This window comes from Aureispira sp. CCB-QB1 (assembly GCF_000724545.1).
Taxonomy (GTDB): domain Bacteria; phylum Bacteroidota; class Bacteroidia; order Chitinophagales; family Saprospiraceae; genus Aureispira.
On the sequence record NZ_JHBV01000003.1, the window covers coordinates 20,454 to 42,191 of the forward strand.

The window sequence follows — 21,738 nt, forward strand, 5'->3', positions numbered from 1 at the left end:
AGAAAAAAATGAACTACATCGAGAATACTAGAAATCTCTTTGCTTATTATAAGCAGTTAGGCGAGCAATCAATGGCACAATTAGAGGAAAAACAATTGTTTTGGAAATACGCAGTTGACGAGAACAGCATTGCCACGATTGTAAAACACCTATCTGGAAATATGCTTTCTAGATGGACTGATTTTATGACAGCAGATGGCGAAAAAAATTGGCGAAATAGAGACGATGAGTTTGAAGATACGACACTCAAAAATAGAGTAGAAGTATTAGGGGCATGGGAAAGCGGGTGGAAATGTCTTTTTGATGCTATCAATCCTTTGACAGACGAAGACTTGGAGCATATTGTTTATATTAGAAACCAAGGGCATACTGTTGTAGAAGCTATTAATCGCCAGTTAGGGCATTATGCTTATCACATTGGACAAATTGTATTGATGGCTAAATTGCAAAAAGGCAAGGATTGGCAGACCTTATCTATAGCCAAAGGGGCTTCTAAGGAGTATAATAAAAATAAATTTGCTCAAGAAAAAGCAAAAGGGCACTTTACAAAAGAGTTTCTAGATAGGGATAAAACTAGATAACGGATTAGAAGTGCTTACCTTTAAACAACCTCAATGTCATATTTTCTGAGCAAACCTGCTAGCCCATCTTTGGAAAAAATGGCTTTGTTAATACGATTACTCTCTGGATTGATTGTATAATTAAATGCGTGCTGAAAATTGGTTTTTTCCATATTTGTAAAGTCAAAAATAGCATTTGTTAAGTCACAATCTTCGAAGACAGCGCCACTAATATCAGCAGATGCAAAGTCTACTTTTTCTAGGTTGCAGTGCTTGAATTGCGTTTTAGGGAGTTTTAACTCAAAAAAAGAGCTATAACTAAGGTTACAATTCTCAAAATCAACAGAAAACAAAAAATCATTGCAATCGCTAAAGTTAAAACCTACTAATTTACAATCTACAAATCGGACTGCTTTTAGTGCTGTATCTTTGTTTCTAGACATAGAAAAGTCGCAGTTGTCGAAGTTGCAGTCTACAAACGTGATTCCTGAAATATCGCAACTATTGAAGTTACAATAGCTAAAGTTACAATTTTCAAATTTTTGATTTTTGATACTAGCTTCTGAGTAATCAACTTTATCAAACGTTTTGTTTTCTGTTATTTTACTAGACATTGTTTTATTCTAAAGAGTGAAATTTAAAGATAAACTATTTTATATAAAAAACTAGATAAGTTTATTTTATATTTTATAATATCTTAAATTTATATTGAAATAAAAAATAATGTCTTGGATAATTATCATCGCAATTTGTTAATTAGATCTGGCTTTTTTACTTATCAGGCTAAGAAATCAGCAACAATCTTAGCCACATTTTCTCCGTCCATAGCCGCAGAAACAATACCACCAGCATATCCAGCACCTTCGCCACAGGGATATAGACCAACGACATCAGGATGCATCAAGGTGACACTATTTCGAGGAATTCTAATAGGAGAGCTTGTTCGACTTTCGGTGCCTACAATTTGCGCTTCGTTAGTAAAATAACCTTTTTTCTTCTTATTGAATTCAGGTAGTGCTTTTTGCAAGCGTTTACTTACCCAATTAGGAAGTAATTCATGCATGGGAGCACTATAAACACCAGGAATGTAAGATGTACTAGGGAGGTTGTTAGATAATTTGCCTTTTGTGAAATCTACCACTCGTTGAGCAGGCGCTTTTTGACTACCATCGCCAGCTTGAAACATAATTTGTTCTACTTCTTGTTGGAATTTTAAGCCGTTAAAAATAGGATCCTCTATTCCTTCAAAAGTTTTGTGGTTATAATGCGTTAAATCTTCGAGTTCAATCGCTACAACCATGCCTGAGTTAGAAAAAGGAGAGTCTCTACGAGATAAAGACATCCCATTTACAACCAATTCATTAGGAGAGGTGGCAGCGGGTACAATTAGTCCTCCAGGGCACATGCAAAAAGAAAAAACACCTCGTTTTTCGACTTGACAAACAACACTGTAACTAGCTGCGGGGAGATGCTCCTCTCGTTTTGGTTGGCGGTATTGTATCTTATCAATTAGCGATTGAGGGTGTTCAATGCGTACTCCTAAAGCAAAGGGCTTGGCTTCTAGTCGGATTTGTTTTTTGTACAACAAGGTGTAAATATCCCTAGCAGAATGTCCGGTAGCAAGAATCGTAGCATCTGCAAAATATTCCTCTTTTTGATTCACAATAACGCCTCGGATGGTGCGCTGACCACTATTTTCTTTTTCTATGATAAAGTCTGTTACTAAACTGTCAAAATGAATTTCACCTCCGTGGGCTAGAATCGTTTCTCTAATATTGGCAACCACCTTAGGGAGTTTATTGGAGCCAATATGAGGATGAGCATCTACCAAAATATCAGAAGTAGCACCATGCTCAACCAATAAGCGCAAAATCTTCTCAATTTTTCCTCTCTTTTTAGAACGAGTATAAAGTTTTCCGTCGGAATAGGTTCCAGCTCCCCCTTCGCCAAAACAGTAATTAGAATTGGGATTAACGACTCCATCTTGTTGAATAGCTCTTAGGTCTCTACGGCGTTCTCTAACATCCTTTCCACGATCCAAAACAATGGGTTTTAAACCTAGTTCGATTAACTGAAGCGCAGCAAAATAGCCAGCAGGTCCAGCACCAACAACAATTACTTTTTTAGCTGTTTTGACATTGCTATATTGTTTGATAATACTTGGTGGTGCAATATATGCTTCATCGATATAGGCATCAACCAAAAGCCGCACTACAGGTACTTTACTTCTAGCATCAATGGAGCGTCGAACAGCAATGACATCAACTAGTTGTTGATTGTTGGATAAGTGTAGTTTTTTTAGGACTTGTTGCTTGATGAAAGTTTCTGATTGAGCATTCTTGGGGGAGAGTGCGATTTCTATGCGTTGAATCATATATAAGAATAGGAAAAATGCTTTATAAACAGATGTTTGGTGTAGTTGGTAAGAAGATTTTGTGCCAATCTGCGAAGTACTTTGTTGTGGTGTATTTTTATACACAAACACAGGAACAGAGTCACAACGCAGTTAAGCATAATATAATAATAGGAATGTTGATTTTTTAATGTCAAAAAAGTGATTCTATTAAGCGAACTCTACTCAACATTAGAAAACCAACATTCTAAAATATCTTAGTATAAGGTTAGACTTTTGTCAACATCTCTAGCATAAGCGACAATACCACCGTTTAAATTGAATAAGTTGTCGTATTCGTATTCTTGTTGCAAAAATAAGATAGCCATGTAGCTACGTTTGCCACTTCTGCACATGACAACAGCAGGTTTATCTCTAGGGATTTTGTCTGTATTTTTATCAATTAATCCCAAAGGGACATTTATACCACCAATAGAACAAATTTCTCTTTCATCGGGTTCTCTTACATCAATGATGATAAAATCATCTCCATTGTCCATCATTTCTTTTAATTGCTGAACATTAACTCCTTTTACTTCGTTTCTATCCATAGCAGAATATAGTTTTATATGTTTTAGTAGTTATAATAGACCACTTACTTAATTATCAATATACTATGATTTTTTAAGTAAATTAATGTAATTATATTGGTTATCAAAAATCGGATTAGATGATTATATGTTTTCCGATTCATTTTGTTTCTAAGCAACAAAACTACTACTTTTATGCTTTATAACAAAGCTCCTTAAAGGCAGAATATCTTTTTGGTGTACAATTCACATTTGTGATTGGGACAACCATAGTTTAGTATCTTATTTTTTATAAAAACGTCGGATTAATTTATGCATACCTTAGAACCACATTACAGGTGGAGATTGGAGTACATAGCTTCAGAAGACCCTCAATCACCTTTTTATGGGCAAGTTTATAGTGAATTTGAATTTTCAACTAAAATCTACAATTATTACATTCACCCACAGTGGGATGATTTTGGCTCTGAAACATTGTACGTGAAAATTCTTTATGTTAATTATGCAGATAATTATGCTATTTTAGAACTGATTGGAGAATGGAACGATTGCTTGCACAATGATATTATGCTATTGAAGCAAGGTGTTGTTGATCGAATGCAGGAGCACGGCATTTCTAAATTTATTATAATTGCTGAAAATGTTCTGAATTTTCACGCTTCTGACGATTGTTATTACGAAGAGTGGTACGATGATATTTCAGACGAGGATGGATGGGTTTGTATTATAGGGTTAAGGGATCATGTTCTAGAAGAGATGGAAGAGTACGGTATTCACAATTACATTAACTTTGGTCCTCAGTTTAATATCAACTGGCGTCCTCAAAAACCAGAGTTGGTATATGAAGATATCCGTTATAAAATAGAAGAACAGGGATATTGATAATTCTTGAAACGAAAAAAGAACAAGTTGTAAGAACATAATCGGATTCTTACAACTTGTTTGTCATTTTATTCTGCGTGAGCAACAACTGTTTTAACTGTTTCAGCTTCAATAAAAATTCGATTGACAGTAGGAATTGCTTTTTTGATTTTCGATTCAACTCGATCAATTGCTAATTCTATCTGAGAAGAAGTCATCCCTCTTTTGAAGGTTACATCCAAGTTTACCAAAACCTCATTTGGTCCAAAGTACAAACTAAGTGGTCGCTTGTAAGCTCCGATTTCAGGCTCTTCATCCAAAATCTTGGTAATTTTGTCCAAATCGCTTTGAACCAATCCTTCCCCAATTAGCAAATCTTTACATTCTATGGCAAAGAACAAAGAGACACTAACCAGTAAAACTCCAATTAGAATAGAACCAATTCCATCAAAATAAACGTTGCCTGTCATATGCCCAGCAAAAACAGAAAGAAAGGCAATCGACAAACCAATCAAGGCTGCGCTATCTTCAATCACAACGGCAGCTGTAGAAGTATCCTTACTAGCAACAATTTCTTTAAAGAACGAACGATGGGTTCTATGACTATTGAATTCTTTGAGCGCAACACTCAAGGCGAATCCTTCAAAGACCATAGCAAAAATTAAGATGGCATAGTTCCAAATAACATAATCTGTATTGACCTTATCGTGTGGGTGCAAGACCGCTTCGATACCTTCATAAAGAGCAATGCCTCCCCCTAAAGCAAAAATTAGAACTGCCACAATAAATGACCAAAAGTAAATCTCATTTCCATATCCATAAGGATGTTGCTTATCAGCAGGTTTTTGACTTTTTTTGATGCCTAATAGGAGTAAGGCACCATTTCCTGTGTCCACTAAGGAGTGAATGCCTTCAGAAAGCATAGATGAAGATCCTGTGAAAAATGCAGCAATGAATTTGCTAACAGCAATTGCTGTGTTGGCTATAATTGCGCCGTAAATTGCCTTTTTGGATGAACCAGCCATTGTTGTGTTGTATTTTTGTTTGATAATTATAATAGTTGTGTATAAAACTTGTTGGACGTGTTTTATCACAACTTGTTAAAGAATTAATTGTATTTTTTGTAAACGATTATTTAAAATCGGGTATTTAGTTATAATAATGCTAATGTGGGCTATAAAGAAGTATCTTGTATCAGTCTATCTGCGTTACTAATTTGTGGTTTTAATAGAGTAAAAGTATTCATTTAACAATTACAAAAGAATATATGTTCTAGTTATTTAGAATATTAGCTTGTTTAGAACATAGCAAGCTGAAAAACTAAAAAAACAGTGGATTATTTCTAAAATTATCGCATAAGAACGTTCAACAATCTAAGTTTTATAATTAAAAATTTTTACTCTAAGCCCAAAAGAAATCATATGTTCGAAAAACCAAAAATTTTGTGTCGCTTTATCAGCTAAAGAAGCTGTTGTTTTAACAGAAGGAAGGTGTATAAAACCACCTCTAAGACCTATCTGAAAGTAAAAGTATTGCAAAAGCGTAAAACTTAAATCTAGATTTGTTGCTACTCCAAAACCTGCGACATAAAAAACGTCATTTCTTTTATTATTCAACAGCTTAGCATTAGTTTTGGGAATGATTAATCCTGTTGAAAAACCTTCGGACAAGTTGATTTCTATCCATTTATTTTCTAAAGCAATTCCTTTTAGTAAATCATCGTAACGATCGACTCCTATGCTCACATAATTTAAACCATCGGTGTGTTCGTAAGCTAAGAAATCTTCCTTTAAAACAATAATATCTTGATGATAGTTGCCATCATAATAGGAGCTGGAGTTTGCAATCTTTCCACTAATTCGTACGGTTTGGTTTTGAGTCACGACATACTTCATGTGGTCTATATTAAAAGAAATATGAAAATTGTCATGAAAAAAATACCCAACTTTTAAATTCGTTTGTGGAATTGTAAATGTTGTGGGATTTAAGTACAAGTCAAAATCAAACTTTGAGGGTCTATCAGTTGCTCTTACATTGAACAAAGTAAAATCATAATCATCCCCTTTGAAATGAATGTTTGAGTTGCTATAATAGCCTCGATTCCATCCAAATGAAACAAAAACTTTCCCTTTATTAGGTCGTATTTTAAAAATATTGGCTTCTTTTTGAGCGATTGACTGGGAGAAGAGCATCATCAAAAAGCTTAGTGTTATTACGGTTTTCATAGTCATACTTTTATTTTAAATATTTTAAAGTTAAAAAAAGTATGTTTTTCATTCTAACATAAAAATGTGGGTTTATCAGAAAAAAAAGATCAATTTTAAATTAATGTTGAATTGACCAAAACAAAGTTAAAGAAGCAAGTTTTATATAATTTTTTCTGAAGGATTATTTAAACTCAATTTCTTTAAAAGGAACAAAAATGATTATGAAAACAATAGCCACAGGCAAACAACAGCTAGCACGACAATAACAATTTGGTAAATTCCTTTGGAGCCTGATAGATTGGTAACTTCTGCTTCTTTTTCAGCCAAATCAGAAAGCGCTTGCCCCAATTTTGATTCATTTTCTTTCAGGTTATTCTTTGCTGCTTCTAGATCTGTTGTCAACCAGTCTACTCGTTTAGATTGTTCGACCAAGTTGTGAATGAGTTGTTGCATTTCTTGACGAGCCTGGATGGATTTCTCTTCCAAAGAGCTAATAATCAAATGTTGTTGTTGAATAGAACGCTCGGTGTGCTCCAGCATAGTCATGTAACTATTTTTATCTGCACGATATTGCTTTTGAGCTTCCAAAAATCGAGTGATGCGCTTGTCTACAAAGATATCCTCAGGGCTGACTGGACGCTTGAGAGTAATTCCTTTGAAAGAAGTACATCGACTCAACGCAACATAAGTTTGTCCTGTTGCAAATGCTTTTCGACCCAAATTAATAATAACATGGTCAAAAGTTTGTCCTTGGCTCTTGTGTATGGTAATTCCCCACGCAAGTTTTACGGGTAACTGGGTAAAAGAACCAATAGGTTTGCGTTCAACAGTTTCGGTTTCATGATTCCATTGATAAACGTATTTATGCCAAGTGTGATGAGAGACTGACACAATTTCAGTTGCCTTTCCAGCTTTGATTTCAACCAATAACTTATCTTCAAAAATTTCTGTGATTCGACCAATAGTACCATTAACCCACTGTTCGTTTTCATCGTCTTTGACAAACATAATTTGAGCACCAACTTTTATTCGCAACTCCTTATCTGTGGGATAGGCACTACCAACATTGGCAAAGTTGCCTAGCTCTTCAGCATGAAAAGTCACCAAGGGAGCTTCAATAGCTGCTAGGTTTTCTTCGTTTAGCTGTTTGATAACAGCATTGGTAGAAGCCAAGGTGATTTTAAAGTTAGAAGACAATCCTCCTTTGACATCGTATCGCTCGTTGAGCAAATTTAGGTGTTGTTGATCTAATTGATTGACACGAATCGCATTGAGCAAGCTAATAAATTTTTTGTCTCTTTGGCGATACACCTTAGACAGCTCAACAATTTGATACTGATAATCTCCTTCAAACGCTTTGGCACTGAAAAAATACCTAGAAGTATAATGCGTGCGCAATAAATTGACAGTTTCTTTGTCTCGTTCGTCAATAATAGGAGGCAGTTGATACAAGTCTCCAATCATTAAAAGTTGTTTGCCTCCAAAAGGGAGGTTGGATCTTAAATTAGCTCTTAAGGATAAGTCAATGGCATTCATTAAGTCGCATCGTACCATTGAAATTTCATCAATAATAATCAACTCAATTTCTTCCAGAAGTTGAATGGTTGTAGGGGGCAAGGGAGGAATGCCTTTGTCATTGGGCAGATAAGCACGCCATTCAAAACCAAAAAAAGAATGAATGTTTTCTCCACCAACTTGCAGCGCAGCAAGTTCGGTAGGTGCTAATATGATGTGTTTTTTACTTAAACTCTTGGTTAAATACGTTAAGAGTGTCGATTTTCCTGTACCTGCTTTTCCTGTTAAAAAAACAGAGCTGGATGTATGTTCAATTAAGCGAATGGCATCTTGTGCTTTTTGATTGTTGCTATATGCCTTTAGTAAATTAGTAATTGAATTCATTTATTTATCTGGTAAATAACAAGTATTCCTCCTCAAAAAACTCGTTATGTTTTGTTAAATGTTGTTCTTTGATATAGCCAAGTTGTCAAAGGTCTGTTCTGTTTTAGCTCCCAAAATACACATTTAAAATAGAACAAAAACATCCATCGCAAAAATATTTTAAAGCAAAACAATAGACATTGTCACCAATAGGTTTTAGGAGTCGAAAGATGTTCTGATTTTTTCTCGGATCAAAAACTTAGTCGCTGGGCTAATTTTTAGACTATAGATATTAAAATCAATAGTAAGAATTAAAAAATCATTATTAAAGCAATTGCACCAAAAACACCGTTACAGAGTTGTTAAAAAATAAAAATCCTGCTAGTAAATATACCAGCAGGAAATTATGTGCTTTTTTGTTTTTAGATTTTATTCTACTACAATTTGATGACTTTCAACGTTACCATCAACACTTACTTTTAAGACATAAGTGCCTTTAGGAAGACGACTAACATCAATCTGACCATTGTAGTTGTCCATTAAGATTTTTGCTTTTGGAAAACCATAGAAATCAAATAATTCAGCTGACACAGTTGCTTTTTTATTAGGCGTATGAGATTGGTCGGCTAATTCTAGGTTAATAATTGTAGAAGCAGGATTAGGATAAGCTGTAAAGTAATCCAAAGTAGCTTTGCTACTATTCAAACTTGAAATATTGCTTCTTTCTGCGAATCCAAAAACATTGTCATCGTCATTATCACATTCTTGCGTGATATTGATTCGTTGATCATACCAAGAAGACCAACCGCATACGTTTTGAGCTCTAACTCTGAATCGAATAGTTCCCATTTGGTAAGGAAGAAAACGGGCTCTATGTTGCTGTGTTGTCCATGTGAAATTAGTGGTTTGTTGATCCCAATCCCAAGTTAAATTGTGACCTCCTGTTGCCTCTGCTTCTATCATATTTTTATCCGCATAAAAATTATTCGAACGGCATAAGTCACAATAAGAATTATCGGATGGGAATTGGTCAATAGGAGTTAGCACTAAACCACCACAATTTGGCTTGATAATTACAGGTACACCAACCCCTACTTTCATTCTTTTAACAATTGTTTGGCTACAGCTGTTGGTGATTGTTCCTGTTAAGAAAACATCGCCTTGTCCAACTCCTGTTAGTGTTACTTGGCTATTAGTCGCGTTGCTTATTGTAACTAAGGAAGGATTCGAAACAGTCCAATTAACTGTCTCTCCATTTTGCAAACCTGTCATTGTATAAACAGCATTGCTCGCCGAGCAAACGGCACTATTCCCTACAATTCGTGCGGTACTAGTAAAAGGACTGATAGAAACTTGGCAATGCAGACTTCTTTGGCGATTGCCTTTAAAAATAGGCACGACGCTTATATTAGACAAAGGATAAGTATTAGGAACCAATGTTAAGGTTCTAGAGGTTGTTGTTATAAGACCACTTACTGGAACTCCTGCGGTTGTTGCCCAGCCAGAACCGACATTCCATTCATAAGATACACTTCCAGAAACATTATTGGTCTCGGTTACAGAAAAACTAACGGATGATGTTGATCCACAAGAGATGGTTTTGCTTGTTGGAGACAAAGAAAAACTTGGAGTGCTTGGAGGAGTCGAAGTAGCGCCTTTTTTTAGCGTGTATTCACAAGAGCGATACTCTACACCAGTTAATGTTTTAAGTACTGCAATAAGCTTATCACCAGTTGAGATAGAGCTAGCATCTAATGTGAAAGGAGGACCTGCCGAAAAAACTTGAGGAGAATTGCCTCCCCAAAATAATGAACTAGGAATAGATGTAAATCCCCGTTGGTCACGAATGCCAGAACTACTTTCTGTATAAATAAACAGTTCTGTTGCTCCCAAAGCATGGTTAAAAGGCTTCTCCATATACACTTCACAATTATACATAACAGAGCTACTAGAACCTAAATCAATTTCCCCACATTCACTAATGGTAGCACCGCCTGAGGTGGGCGTTATGTTTCGTAAGGTAACAGTTACCTGTGCCATTGACCAAGTAGACATAAATAGCAATAATAATAATTGAATTTTAATTTGTGTTTTCATAAAAATTTGAATCTATGTTAGTAAAAAAATATCAATACTATGCAATAGTAGCAGCGCAGCTAACTATTGATACAATAAAGGGGTGTTTAAAGTAAATCTTTACTTTAGTTGTGGAGATAAGTATTTCATTTTTATACAGAATAAATGGTGGGGAGCTGATAACCATTGATGTTCAAAATTCAAAGAGTAGTTTAAGGTTATTTTGAATCAATGGTTGTAAGAAGTAGATTTTAAAACTACACAACACTTATAAAGTAAAATGGACTGGTATAGTGTTACTACAAAGTACTTCTTTGTGTTGTTGGCTACTGCAAATGTAGAAAATAATTTGAATAAAGTAAAGACACATTTTGGGGCGTTCTAAGCTATTCAACGGTTATTAAGAAGTTGCTTATTTTTGAAAATTAAGATTTTAGATTGATTAATTAGATATATTCAGGACTAGTTATTTTTTTATATTTTATGTAATTGGAGAAATTTAGGTGCTAAACTGAGTTTTATTTTTATGTATGCAATTGTCTGATAAATAAGGTAATGGAGTACAAGTTTTCAGTGAGAACTTATTTTAAAGCAAAATAATAAGTATAACCAATTAAAAGGGTTATGGCATGGTAGTTCATAAAAGCACTTTCGTTGCGTTCTCCAATTAAAAAAAGTGGGGACTGGATAACAGGTTCTGTAAAATTGACTAACTGACTAAAGCCTTTGTCTCGATGACCATAGGTGTAGTTGACACCGATACTCATCAAGCTTGCCTTTCTGCGCCATGATATACCCGAAGAAAAATGCCACAAATCAATAGGAGCGCTGACAATCGTTAAGTCACCTTCTCTGATTCGGTCAGAACGCCTTGCATAACTAAAGTCGCTGCGAAAACCTATGTGCAGACGAATTTTATCAATGATTTGTTGTTCCCAACCAATTGCTCCGTTGATAACTTGGTTGGCACCATGATGAATGGTGAAAAAGTCTATGCCAGGGCGGCTCAAAAAGGCAGGAAAAGTAGGTTGGCTAGGGTCTGATTCAATCATTTTATACTGTTTGATGCTTGAAAAGTATTCTCCTGTAAAGCTGATTAAACCTGTTTTGTAAACATAGGAAAGGCCAAGCCCTATGCTCAATGGGTATTTATATTGTGATTTTAATTGAGTTTGTTCTCCTGTTTGAATTTTATCAACATTGCCAGGAAGATTAGTTTGACTAAGTTCTCTTTGAACCCTAGATTCTCCCCATATTGTTATGGAAGGTGAAGAGATGTTGAGACCAAAACGCCAGCCATTAAAACGAGCGTGAAAGCCAGCTTTTAGTAGTCCTCCAATCATATTGGTGCGTGTATGTAGATAAAATGAGTTGGTTGCTATGTCAAATGGAATGTTGTTAGAAATATAGGTCGAATCTCCACTAATAGAACGTGCTGTGTAAGAAAAAGTATGCCGTTGAGAGCGATAGGTGACAATTGCTGTTAGACCAACAGAAAAATTTTCACTTAATTTATAACCAGCCCCCAAACAAGCCCAAGTTTCATTTAGGTTATTTCGCAACTCGACACTACCAATATAATTTTCTGCACCAGCTTGATTAGGGTTGAGCTCATAAGTCATCTCATGGCGTTGAGTCATGTCAATATTAACGTGTTGGCGTGTTAAGATGTTGAAACCTAGACGCCATTTTTTCTCTGGATTTTTAGTTAGCAAACCAGAAATCATTTGTTGATACAAACTAATCCTTTGAGAGTTTAAATCTACATTAGTTCCTCCTCCATTACCGATATACAAGTCGGTATATTTATAAACAGAGGTATTTAAAGAAACCGTACTTTGCTTGATAAACGCTAAATTAGCAGGGTTGTAATAAACGGCACTGTTATCATCCAACCCCGAGATTACAGCACCGCCAAGAAAAGAGGCACGTGCTCCAAATTGATTGGTCCAGTAATGTGTATCTTGTCCTTGAAGGTTATGAATTGTTATAAAACATAGAAATAGTAAGAGGTTGTTTTTCATGGTTATAATACTTCTATAATGCGGTTAAGTATGTCGTTCTTTGGGAGGTGAAATAGCAAATTCAAAACCATTTTTAGTCAATTCTTCGTACTTCTCTTTGTTGAATTTATACAAGAAAGCAGGGCGATGAGGAACATCCTTCTGGCGTTCTAGTTGTTCCAAAATACCCATTTTTAGGATTTTAGATCGAAAGTTTCGACGATTTAATGCTCTACCTAAGATAGTTTCGTATAAATTTTGTAATTCACTCAGTGTGAATTTGTCTGGTAATAATTCAAAACCAATGGGTTGGTAGCGAACTTTTGAGTCTAAGCGTTTGATGGCCATATCTAAAATTTGGGCATGGTCAAAGGCTAGTTCGGGAACTTCAGATAATTTGAACCATTGAGCGTCTTGTGCATCGGTTGCTGCAGAAGTAGGGTGTTCTTCTAAATTAATTAATGCAAAGTAAGCAACACTAATGACATGCCCTCTAGGGTCTCTATCCAAACTTCCAAAGGTATAGAGTTGTTCTATAAAAATATCTCGAACACCTGTTTCTTCCTCTAGTTCACGTTGAGCAGCGGCATCTAAGGTTTCATTTTCTTTGATGAAACCACCAGGAATTGCCCAAGCGTTTTTGAAGGGTTCGTAAGCACGTTTGATTAATAAAACACGAACATCTGCACTTTTGTCCAATCCAAAAACCACGCAGTCTACGGTTACAGAAGGTTTGTAATTTGTTTTATTATAAAGCATATTTTAAGCATATTTTTAGTAATAGTTCGTTTTTTTTAGATAAAAAGTACATTTATATTGTGCTGATAATCAATTTTTTAACATAAAATACAATAAGTTTTCAACTTGTTGATTATCAATTAAATAAGGTTTTTTGACGAACTATTGTTTAGATAAGAAGGTAAAAATTAATATACCTTCTTGCTAGATGATTTTTAATAAATTTGAAGGCTACAAATAGTGTTGAATCAATTGGAGTTTTTGTTGATTGAGTTGTTGTTCTAATCCCATCGGATACAACTTGAAATCAACTTGTTGAAACAACTTGACTTGTTCTTGTCGATGCCTTCTGATTTGATGAATAGAAGGACTTTGGTATACTAATTCACCTTTCCTAAAAATAGGAATTAGCAAATCTTTAAAAAGCCGATTGTCCGCAACAATTGTTCTGCCATCAAAACTTTGGATTAGAGGAAATAGTTCCGTATTATCTGTATTCCAAATCATATCGCCAAAGGGTTGCCCATCGCTCATAAAATAACGACGCACTTGTAAAATGCCAGGTGTTGAAACTTTGTTGGGAGTATTGGATAGTTTTAGTTTGTACACCCAATCACTTCCTTGTTTCTTAATGGCAGCCAATTTATAAACGCCTCCCAAAGCTGGTTCATCTTTGGCGGTGACCAAATTAGTACCAACTCCCCAAACATCAATCAACGCACCTTTGGCTTTTAGGTGGCTAATTTTATGCTCGTCTAAATTATCGCTTGCCACAATTTTAGCTTGTTCAAAACCTGCTGCATCTAACAAAGCCCTTGCTTGGATACTTAAAGTACACAAGTCGCCACTATCCAATCGAATGCCTAAAAAATTCTGCCCTTTCTCACGGAGTTGTTGCGCAACTTGAATCGCTTTCTCAATACCTTTGATACTATCAAAAGTATCCACCAAAAAAATACAATTATGAGGGAGTGTTCTAGCGTAAGCTTCGAAAGCATCTAGTTCATTATCAAAACTCATAACCCAACTATGCGCATGGGTGCCTTTGACAGGAATATCGTAAATCCTTCCTGCTAGCAAATTGCTCGTGGCTACACATCCACCAATATAAGCAGCTCGGCTAGCAGAGAGTCCTCCGTCTATTCCTTGCGCCCTACGCAATCCAAATTCAAGTACAGCGTCCCCGCCCGCAGCAGCTACAATTCGAGCAGCTTTTGTAGCGATCAAAGTTTGAAAGTTGAGGCTGTTTAATAGAAACGTTTCAATTAATTGAGCTTGCAATAAAGGACCTGTAACTCTCAGCAAAGGTTCGTGGGGAAAAACTACTGTTCCTTCTTCTACCGCATCAATATCACAAGTAAATTTTAAATGACTCAAATAATCTAAAAATTCTGGTTCAAATAAAACTTGGTTGTTAGATGTTTTTAAACTTTTTAAATAAGCTAAGTCAGAAGGCGTCAATCTAAACTCATTTAAAAAATGAATGACATCCTCTAAACCACAAGCAATCGTATATTTAGCCCCAAATGGAGGTTTTCTATAAAAAAGATGAAAGACAGCTTCGTCTTCAGCAGAGCCCGTTTTCCAATAGCCATAGGCCATGGTTAATTGATACAAATCAGTCAACAAACCTAAGTTTGTTTGATAACGAGTTTTAAGGTGATTCATAAAAGCTTTGAATGATTCTTATTATTTTGTAACTTTCCCACACAATATAAGGTAGCTTAGTTTTAAATACAAACTAAGAAGCAAATTAAAACAAAAAAATAACAATTAATCGCCTCAAAGAGGTTTATAAAGAAATGGCAAAAAAGGACTATACTGTTTTATTCGAAGATGAGCATTTAATAATCGTGGACAAACGCAGTGGTTTGCTGACTATCCCTGACCGATACAGAACAGATATCCCCAATTTATACAATATCCTTCAAACGACTTATGAAGAAGTGTATGTCGTCCATAGATTGGACAAAGGGACGAGTGGTATTATCTGCTTTGCAAAGACCAAAGAAGCCCACCGTTTGTTGAGTTTGCAATTTCAAGAACGCATACCATTGAAACGTTATCACGCTATTGTACAAGGAGTTCCGTTTGAAAGCGAAGGGGTAATTGATGCAGGCTTGTCACCTAATAAAGAAGGTGGTATGCGAGTAGATATTAAACGAGGAAAACCCTCTGTTACAGAATATAAAGTACTAGATAGTTATGGTCAATTTGCATTGATTGAGGCAACAATTTTAACAGGTAGAACCCATCAAATTAGAATTCACTTAAAACACTTGGGACATCCTTTGGCGGTAGATCCTCTTTATGCAAACAAAGAAGAACTATATCTTTCTGAAATAAAACGAAAAAAATTCAATCTAAAGAAACATACAGACGAGCGTCCTTTGCTAACAAGGGTACCGCTTCATGCGCATTATTTAAGTTTTGAGCATCCAATTACCCAAAAAGCCATAGAAATAGAATGCGCTTATCCCAAAGATATGCGGGCTATTTTGAATCAATTAAACAAATGGGGGAAATAAAAAAGCATTTTACAGATTATCTCTCACTCTCAATACTCTGCCAAAATGAAAGAAATTTCTAGTACAGAGTACCAAGTTATGTGTAATTTGTTATCTTTCTTTTACTTCGTTCAATAGTCAGACCAACCCCTTGTTTAAAAGAATCCTCTGTCAATGCTTCCAGGTAGCTATCATAAAAATTCGGTACGGATACAGCGTTTTCAACGTGTCAATAAATATATTCGAAATATTTTATTGGCGATTGTTTTGCTATGTACGACTACAGTCACTGGGATCGTAGGATTTATGACAATAGATCATTATACTTTTTCAGAGGCGTTTTATATGACCATTATCACCTTGTCGACAGTAGGGTTTGGGGAAGTGCAACCCTTATCTCCCAATGGACAGGTATTTACGTCCTTTTTGATTATTTTTAATTTGGGTGTTTTTGCTTATGCAATTTCTATTATTTCCAATTTTATTCTAGAAGGCGAACTGAGAGTTTTCTTAAAAGATTATAAAATGTACCAAAAAATACAGAAACTAGAAGACCACACCATTGTTTGCGGTTTTGGTCGTCATGGTCGACAAATTTGCAAAGAGTTGACAAAGAATAATTTGCCTTTTGTCGTGATAGAACCAGAGGGGAAACAGTTTGAGGATTTGAGAGAACTGAAGTACTTGTTTATGGAAGGAGATGCTACCGATGATGAAATTTTGATTGATGCAGGAATTCACAATGCAAAAGCGGTGGTGGTAACCTATAATGAGAATGCTTTGAATGTCTATACTGTTCTAACAGCAAGACAGTTGAACCCTAAATTGAGAATTATAACTAGAGCGACAGATCGTACTGCGGAAAAGAAATTATTAAGAGCAGGTGCCAATCATGTTGTGTTAACAGAGGTGATTGGGGGATTTTATATGGCAACTCTAATTCATCAGCCCAATGTCGTGGAGTTTTTTAGCATTATTTCCAATATGGGAGATGTGTCGATCCATTTCAAAGAGGTACATTATGATGAATTAAAAAAGGAATATCGAGACAAATCGATTTTAGATTTAAGCTTACGCTCTCATACTGGTGTCAATATTATTGGGGTTAGAAGAGTAGGGGGACAATATGATGTCAACCCCAAGCCTGATATAATTATCAAGAAAGGAATGACGTTGGTTGTTTTGGGTGATTTAAATCAAATTAAACTATTCCAAGACAGAATTATGATGAATCAACCCCCATCGGAGGATCAAAACACACATTCACGTTATTAGAAAAAGCACGTTATAAAAAATAACATTAGGCATTGCTGCGTAGAATTTTCTCCATTTTACGCCCTTTTGCCAATTCATCAACTAATTTATCTAAATACCTAACTTGTTGTGTCAAAGGAGTTTTGATCTCTTCTACTCTATAGCCACAGATGACACCTGTAATAAGATGTGTATTGGGATGCAAGGAGGCATTTTTAAAAAATGTTTCAAAAGACACCTTGTCCTCTATTTGCTTTTGCAAGGCGCTTTCATCATAGCCTGTTAACCATTCTAAAACTTGATGTAGTTCAGCTTTAGTTCTTCCTTTTTTCTCTACTTTATGAACGTAATGCGGGTATACAGAGGCAAATGTCATTTTTGCAATGCGCTCATCTTGTTTTGTAGTGTCTTTCATTATTTGGATTTTTTTATCAATTAGTATATTGAATCAATAGAGGTCTAAGTAATCATTCAGAAAAAATATAGCCAAAAAGTAACCTTCTTTTGCATTATTCTTCATCAAAACGTCTTGTTTTAGCTTGCTAAAGTACTTATTGTGAACAACGGCTTATTTTTAGAAATTGGCTGCACCTGTTTTCAAACCCTTCAAAAGAGTCTATTAAAATTGCTGCACCACCTTTGTGAATTAGTTGATTGGTAACCTCATTGACTATTTTTTCAGCACCTAATGGATCTAGACCTCCTAAATCAAAGATAATATTCCTAGTGTAAGAAAGTGTAGTCAATAATGATATTAATTTTCTGTCAGTACCAGGTAAATGGGTAATTTTAGAATTAGGAAAAATATTCTCAAAAGAAACAATTTGATGTAGAGTATTTGAAGGTGTTTTAGCATTTTTGTAAATATACTTTTGAACACTGGTGGGGATAAAAAACTCTTTGATGCTATTGAGTTGTATGTTAGCAACAGTAGTTATGTTTTCATTGATTGTTAATTTTGGATGTAGTTTCTTGCTACTAAAAAGCAAGAAAAGTTGTTCCTTTAGATGCAATGCTTCAAAGCTATTTTCTACGAATAAAAGAATAAAGTCTCCTTTATTTAAGGTAAAAGGAGGGATTTTAAAGCCATTTACTATAAAACCATTGCTTTGAGCGATCATTTACAAGTTTTATTTGTTGCTAATAATAATGCCTAAATTGGAAGGATTAAAGAGAATGATTAGTTGCAATTCTAGCAATATTAAGCATTAGAATGACCGTTATCTAATACACCATAATCATTTTCTAACATGGTTGTTTGTTTATAGGATTGTAATAGAATTTATAATGTATTATAAATCTAAAAATTGATAGTTGCAAACTTTGAATCCTCTAATTTTAATGTATTTTTGTTTAAAGAATTCAATATTATGACGAAAAAAGAAACACAAGAAGTATGGACATTGTTGGAACAGGTTTCAGATCCTGAGATTCCTGTTTTGACGGTGATTGATATGGGAGTGATTCGAGATGTGAGAGCGCAAGAAGGGCAAATAGAAATAGTGATTACGCCAACTTATTCGGGCTGTCCTGCAATGGATATGATTGAGGTAGAAATCCGTTCGGTTTTACAGGAGAATGGTTATGATAATGTGGCGGTAAAAATGGTGTTGTCTCCCGCATGGACAACCGATTGGATGTCAGAATCAGGAAAGAAGAAATTGAAGGAATACGGGATTGCTCCTCCTGAAGGAACAACGATAGACAAAAGTGTCTTATTTGGCGAAGCAAAAAAAATTGAATGTCCAAGGTGTCATTCTCGAAACACAGAGATGTTGAGTCAATTTGGTTCTACAGCTTGCAAGGCTTTGTATCAATGTTCGGACTGCAAAGAACCTTTTGATTATTTTAAATGTCATTAGAACTTAGTAGTTAGCTACGCTGCTACTATGTGGTCGTTGCTTTTTTACTTTTTTAGCTCGTGAGATCGCGAGCTTAATTACCAAAAGATAATTATCTAAAAATATACTTGAGTAAGCGGGCTAAAATGAACGATTACTTAATATTTATTAATAATAGCAGCTCACGAATAAGCTTTGAGCCCCATAAGTTGCTTGGAGTAGCTCTGTGCATAAAGTGAATTGCTAGAATAAAGAACAATCTAAAAATGTCAGAAACGGTTCAATTTAAACAAGAAAATGGCGTCGCAATATTAACGCTCAATAGACCCAAAGCATTTAACAGCTTTAATCGAGAAATGGCTTTTGCTTTGTTGGAGCGATTGGATGCTTGTGCCAAAGATGAAACCATTCGTGCAATTGTGTTGACAGGAGAGGGCCGAGCTTTTTGCGCTGGTCAGGATTTGAAGGAGGCAACAGAGGATAATGGGATCAGTTTTGAGATGATTTTGAACGAACATTACAATCCAATAATCAAAGCTATTAGAACAATTAAGAAACCTGTTCTTGCTGCTGTAAATGGTGTCGCAGCTGGAGCAGGAGCAAATATTGCTTTTGCTTGTGATATGACAATTGCCAAGAAATCGGCTAGCTTTACACAGGCATTTAGTAAAATTGGTTTGGTGCCTGATAGTGGAGGGACATTCTTTTTGCCACGCTTAGTAGGGATGCAACGAGCGACTGCTATGATGATGTTGAGCAACAAAATTACAGCACAAGGAGCTGTTGAAATGGGATTGATCTATCAATATGTAGAGGACGAGCAATTTGAGGAGCAGGTCATGAACTTGGCAACTTCTTTGGCTAAGATGCCAACCAAAGCTTTAGGGATGACCAAAGAATTGATCAATGCAGGCATGCAAAATGACTTGGATAGTCAATTGGAGATGGAAGGCAAATATCAAATAGAAGCGAGTCAAAGTGCCGATTATGAAGAAGGTGTAAACGCTTTTTTGGAAAAGAGAAAACCTGAATTTAAAGGCAAATAAGGGGCTGTTTTAGCAAAAAAGATTGATTATTAGGTTTAAAACTCAAAAAAATAAAAAATGAAAGTAGGAGTACTAGGTGCTGGTTCAATGGGAATTGGAATTGCTCAAATTGCAGCAGGATTTGGTCATGAAGTTGTGTTGTGTGATAATAATGCGGCTGCGATGGAAAAATCAATTCAACAACTAACTAAAGTATTGCATCGTTTGGTCGAAAAGGGAAAAGTGACCACAGAATATGTTGGTGATTTGTTAATGAGAATTCAACAAACTTCTTTAATTAATGAGTTTAACGATTGTGATATTGTTATTGAAGCTATTGTTGAAAATCTAGCCATCAAAAAATCTGTTTTCCAAAAAATGGAAGATGTGGTAAGTGATACTTGTATTTTGGCAACCAATACTTCTTCTTTGTCTGTTGCTTCTATTGCTGCTGCTTGTGCGAAACCAGAACGAGTGCTTGGAATTCATTTCTTCAATCCAGCTCCATTGATGAAATTGGTTGAAATTATTCCAGCGATTCAAACAAGTTCAGAGGTCTTAACAAAAGCACGAGATTTGATTGATTCTTGGCAGAAAGTGACTGTTTTGGCAAAAGATACGCCTGGTTTTATTGTCAATCGTGTTGCCCGCCCTTTTTATGGCGAATCTTTGCGTATTTTGGAAGAGGGAATTGCAGATGTTGCGACAATTGATTGGGCAATGACGGAATTAGCAGGTTTTAGAATGGGACCCTTTACATTGATGGATTATATCGGGAATGATGTCAACTATGTTGTAACAGAAACAGTCTTTACAGCCTTTTATTTTGACCCAAGATACAAACCCGCTTTTACACAAAAACGCTTATCAGAAGCAGGGTACTTGGGGCGTAAAACAGGCAGAGGTTATTATGATTATGCGGAAGGGGCTAACAATCCTGTAGCGACCAAAGATCAAGCATTGGGACAACAGATTGTCGATAGAGTTGTCGTGATGTTGATCAATGAAGCAGCAGATGCGTTGTTCTGGAATGTGGCATCTGCCGAAGACATTGATTTAGCCATGACCAAAGGTGTCAATTATCCCAAAGGTTTGTTGCAATGGGCGAAAGAAATTGGTTATCAAATATGTGTTGATCGTTTGGATACTTTGTATAATGAGTATCATGAAGATAGATATCGCTGTAGCCCAATGTTGAGACGGATGGCTAAAGAAGCATAGTATCTTAACAGAGCGTGCGTAAAACTTTTTTAAAATTAAAAATGCGAGCCAAGTCAGAGTGGATTTGGTTCGCATTGTTATTCAATTCAAAATATGAATTCAAAAAAAAAAGCATACCAAATAGCAGAAGAACAAATGTATAATCACGATGCCTTTAGTCAATGGTTGGGGATTGAGATCGTCGATTTGGATGCAGGAAAGGCGGTTCTAAAAATGGTCGTTCGAGATGAAATGACCAATGGTTTTGGTATAGCACACGGAGGAATTACGTATTCGTTGGCAGATAGTGCGCTTGCTTTTGCTTCTAATGCTTATGGTCGCCATAGTGTATCTATTGAAACATCAATATCGCATACGCAACCTGTTCGAGTTAACGATGTTCTGCTGGCTAGCGTTTGCGAAGAAAGTTTGAACCACAAAATTGGTGTTTATCGAGTACTGATTGAAAATCAATCGAAGGAAACGGTAGCAATATTTAAAGGAACGGTATATCGTAGTTCTAAAGAATGGGAAGTGATGGAATAAAAGGAGATAGAGTTAAAGCAACTAGAAGATTACAATCGAATGTAGTGGTTTTGCGTAGCGTGATAAGTAATAGTACAAAAGTATGATACTTAATAATCGTTAATCATATTCTTATCGGAA

Annotated in this window: 20 protein-coding genes; 8 read left to right on the forward strand and 12 right to left on the reverse strand. The window is 35.6% G+C overall.

What is annotated here, in order from left to right:
- Positions 1 to 8: 8 nt before the first annotated feature.
- On the forward strand, positions 9 to 581 hold the full coding sequence (locus tag CG11_RS00435; protein WP_052592000.1) for a DUF1572 family protein: 573 nt from the start codon (positions 9 to 11) through the stop codon (positions 579 to 581).
- Between the two features lie 20 nt (positions 582 to 601).
- Here the strand turns inward: CG11_RS00435 and CG11_RS00440 are convergent, their stop codons facing one another.
- The 3 genes from CG11_RS00440 to CG11_RS00450 form a co-directional block, all read right to left on the reverse strand.
- Positions 602 to 1,174 (reverse strand): pentapeptide repeat-containing protein, encoded by a 573-nt coding sequence (locus tag CG11_RS00440; protein WP_063832976.1) that lies wholly within the window; start codon positions 1,172 to 1,174, stop codon positions 602 to 604.
- Positions 1,175 to 1,338: 164 nt separating this feature from the next.
- A complete protein-coding gene (locus CG11_RS00445) occupies positions 1,339 to 2,934 on the reverse strand; it encodes an NAD(P)/FAD-dependent oxidoreductase (RefSeq protein WP_052592002.1) in 1,596 nt (531 codons plus the stop codon).
- A 236-nt stretch (positions 2,935 to 3,170) separates the two neighbouring features.
- Positions 3,171 to 3,503, reverse strand: coding sequence for a rhodanese-like domain-containing protein (locus CG11_RS00450; protein WP_052592004.1), 333 nt, complete (start codon positions 3,501 to 3,503; stop codon positions 3,171 to 3,173).
- 291 nt (positions 3,504 to 3,794) lie between these two features.
- Here CG11_RS00450 and CG11_RS00455 point away from each other — a divergent pair, with 291 nt between their 5' ends.
- Positions 3,795 to 4,364, forward strand: coding sequence for a hypothetical protein (locus tag CG11_RS00455; protein ID WP_052592006.1), 570 nt, complete (start codon positions 3,795 to 3,797; stop codon positions 4,362 to 4,364).
- Between the two features lie 68 nt (positions 4,365 to 4,432).
- On the opposite strand, the gene CG11_RS00460 is transcribed toward CG11_RS00455, so the two are convergent.
- From CG11_RS00460 to CG11_RS00490, 7 genes are all read right to left on the reverse strand, one after another.
- A complete protein-coding gene (locus CG11_RS00460) occupies positions 4,433 to 5,368 on the reverse strand; it encodes a cation diffusion facilitator family transporter (protein ID WP_052592008.1) in 936 nt (311 codons plus the stop codon).
- A 348-nt stretch (positions 5,369 to 5,716) separates the two neighbouring features.
- Entirely contained in the window at positions 5,717 to 6,568 is an 852-nt protein-coding gene (locus CG11_RS00465) for a hypothetical protein (RefSeq protein ID WP_081909413.1), read from the reverse strand.
- 201 nt (positions 6,569 to 6,769) lie between these two features.
- Positions 6,770 to 8,449 (reverse strand): ATP-dependent RecD-like DNA helicase, encoded by a 1,680-nt coding sequence (locus CG11_RS00470; protein WP_052592010.1) that lies wholly within the window; start codon positions 8,447 to 8,449, stop codon positions 6,770 to 6,772.
- Between the two features lie 408 nt (positions 8,450 to 8,857).
- Positions 8,858 to 10,525: a T9SS type A sorting domain-containing protein gene (locus tag CG11_RS00475; protein ID WP_052592012.1), complete on the reverse strand. Its 1,668-nt coding sequence runs from the start codon at positions 10,523 to 10,525 to the stop codon at positions 8,858 to 8,860.
- Between the two features lie 560 nt (positions 10,526 to 11,085).
- On the reverse strand, positions 11,086 to 12,528 hold the full coding sequence (locus CG11_RS00480) for a hypothetical protein (RefSeq protein WP_052592014.1): 1,443 nt from the start codon (positions 12,526 to 12,528) through the stop codon (positions 11,086 to 11,088).
- 24 nt (positions 12,529 to 12,552) lie between these two features.
- A complete protein-coding gene (locus CG11_RS00485; protein WP_052592015.1) occupies positions 12,553 to 13,266 on the reverse strand; it encodes an NUDIX domain-containing protein in 714 nt (237 codons plus the stop codon).
- A gap of 210 nt (positions 13,267 to 13,476) precedes the next feature.
- On the reverse strand, positions 13,477 to 14,913 hold the full coding sequence (locus CG11_RS00490) for a nicotinate phosphoribosyltransferase (protein WP_052592018.1): 1,437 nt from the start codon (positions 14,911 to 14,913) through the stop codon (positions 13,477 to 13,479).
- 104 nt (positions 14,914 to 15,017) lie between these two features.
- On the opposite strand from CG11_RS00490, the gene CG11_RS00495 reads away from it, so the two are divergent.
- Entirely contained in the window at positions 15,018 to 15,773 is a 756-nt protein-coding gene (locus tag CG11_RS00495) for an RluA family pseudouridine synthase (RefSeq protein WP_304413025.1), read from the forward strand.
- A gap of 153 nt (positions 15,774 to 15,926) precedes the next feature.
- Positions 15,927 to 17,027, forward strand: coding sequence for a TrkA family potassium uptake protein (locus tag CG11_RS00500; protein ID WP_052592022.1), 1,101 nt, complete (start codon positions 15,927 to 15,929; stop codon positions 17,025 to 17,027).
- A 25-nt stretch (positions 17,028 to 17,052) separates the two neighbouring features.
- Here CG11_RS00500 and CG11_RS00505 read toward each other — a convergent pair whose 3' ends face one another.
- Together CG11_RS00505 and CG11_RS00510 are read right to left on the reverse strand one after the other, a co-directional pair.
- On the reverse strand, positions 17,053 to 17,421 hold the full coding sequence (locus CG11_RS00505; protein ID WP_052592024.1) for a DUF2200 domain-containing protein: 369 nt from the start codon (positions 17,419 to 17,421) through the stop codon (positions 17,053 to 17,055).
- Positions 17,422 to 17,557: 136 nt separating this feature from the next.
- On the reverse strand, positions 17,558 to 18,127 hold the full coding sequence (locus CG11_RS00510; RefSeq protein ID WP_052592026.1) for a hypothetical protein: 570 nt from the start codon (positions 18,125 to 18,127) through the stop codon (positions 17,558 to 17,560).
- A gap of 249 nt (positions 18,128 to 18,376) precedes the next feature.
- Here CG11_RS00510 and paaD point away from each other — a divergent pair, with 249 nt between their 5' ends.
- From paaD to CG11_RS00530, 4 genes are all read left to right on the forward strand, one after another.
- Positions 18,377 to 18,868 carry a 1,2-phenylacetyl-CoA epoxidase subunit PaaD gene (gene paaD / locus CG11_RS00515; protein ID WP_052592028.1) on the forward strand — a complete coding sequence of 164 codons (492 nt, stop codon included), beginning with the start codon at positions 18,377 to 18,379 and terminating at the stop codon, positions 18,866 to 18,868.
- Positions 18,869 to 19,113: 245 nt separating this feature from the next.
- Positions 19,114 to 19,893 (forward strand): enoyl-CoA hydratase-related protein, encoded by a 780-nt coding sequence (locus CG11_RS00520; protein WP_052592030.1) that lies wholly within the window; start codon positions 19,114 to 19,116, stop codon positions 19,891 to 19,893.
- Between the two features lie 57 nt (positions 19,894 to 19,950).
- Positions 19,951 to 21,093 (forward strand): 3-hydroxyacyl-CoA dehydrogenase NAD-binding domain-containing protein, encoded by a 1,143-nt coding sequence (locus CG11_RS00525; protein WP_052592032.1) that lies wholly within the window; start codon positions 19,951 to 19,953, stop codon positions 21,091 to 21,093.
- A 93-nt stretch (positions 21,094 to 21,186) separates the two neighbouring features.
- Positions 21,187 to 21,618 carry a hotdog fold thioesterase gene (locus tag CG11_RS00530; RefSeq protein ID WP_052592034.1) on the forward strand — a complete coding sequence of 144 codons (432 nt, stop codon included), beginning with the start codon at positions 21,187 to 21,189 and terminating at the stop codon, positions 21,616 to 21,618.
- Positions 21,619 to 21,738: the final 120 nt, after the last annotated feature.

Bases quoted from the DNA above. Each gene is read 5' to 3' on its own strand.
- CG11_RS00435 (WP_052592000.1), top strand. From the start codon at position 9: ATGAACTACATCGAGAATACTAGAAATCTCTTTGCTTATTATAAGCAG.
- CG11_RS00440 (WP_063832976.1), bottom strand. From the start codon at position 1,174: ATGTCTAGTAAAATAACAGAAAACAAAACGTTTGATAAAGTTGATTAC.
- CG11_RS00445 (WP_052592002.1), bottom strand. From the start codon at position 2,934: ATGATTCAACGCATAGAAATCGCACTCTCCCCCAAGAATGCTCAATCA.
- CG11_RS00450 (WP_052592004.1), bottom strand. From the start codon at position 3,503: ATGGATAGAAACGAAGTAAAAGGAGTTAATGTTCAGCAATTAAAAGAA.
- CG11_RS00455 (WP_052592006.1), top strand. From the start codon at position 3,795: ATGCATACCTTAGAACCACATTACAGGTGGAGATTGGAGTACATAGCT.
- CG11_RS00460 (WP_052592008.1), bottom strand. From the start codon at position 5,368: ATGGCTGGTTCATCCAAAAAGGCAATTTACGGCGCAATTATAGCCAAC.
- CG11_RS00465 (WP_081909413.1), bottom strand. From the start codon at position 6,568: ATGAAAACCGTAATAACACTAAGCTTTTTGATGATGCTCTTCTCCCAG.
- CG11_RS00470 (WP_052592010.1), bottom strand. From the start codon at position 8,449: ATGAATTCAATTACTAATTTACTAAAGGCATATAGCAACAATCAAAAA.
- CG11_RS00475 (WP_052592012.1), bottom strand. From the start codon at position 10,525: ATGAAAACACAAATTAAAATTCAATTATTATTATTGCTATTTATGTCT.
- CG11_RS00480 (WP_052592014.1), bottom strand. From the start codon at position 12,528: ATGAAAAACAACCTCTTACTATTTCTATGTTTTATAACAATTCATAAC.
- CG11_RS00485 (WP_052592015.1), bottom strand. From the start codon at position 13,266: ATGCTTTATAATAAAACAAATTACAAACCTTCTGTAACCGTAGACTGC.
- CG11_RS00490 (WP_052592018.1), bottom strand. From the start codon at position 14,913: ATGAATCACCTTAAAACTCGTTATCAAACAAACTTAGGTTTGTTGACT.
- CG11_RS00500 (WP_052592022.1), top strand. From the start codon at position 15,927: ATGCTTCCAGGTAGCTATCATAAAAATTCGGTACGGATACAGCGTTTT.
- CG11_RS00505 (WP_052592024.1), bottom strand. From the start codon at position 17,421: ATGAAAGACACTACAAAACAAGATGAGCGCATTGCAAAAATGACATTT.
- CG11_RS00510 (WP_052592026.1), bottom strand. From the start codon at position 18,127: ATGATCGCTCAAAGCAATGGTTTTATAGTAAATGGCTTTAAAATCCCT.
- paaD (WP_052592028.1), top strand. From the start codon at position 18,377: ATGACGAAAAAAGAAACACAAGAAGTATGGACATTGTTGGAACAGGTT.
- CG11_RS00520 (WP_052592030.1), top strand. From the start codon at position 19,114: ATGTCAGAAACGGTTCAATTTAAACAAGAAAATGGCGTCGCAATATTA.
- CG11_RS00525 (WP_052592032.1), top strand. From the start codon at position 19,951: ATGAAAGTAGGAGTACTAGGTGCTGGTTCAATGGGAATTGGAATTGCT.
- CG11_RS00530 (WP_052592034.1), top strand. From the start codon at position 21,187: ATGAATTCAAAAAAAAAAGCATACCAAATAGCAGAAGAACAAATGTAT.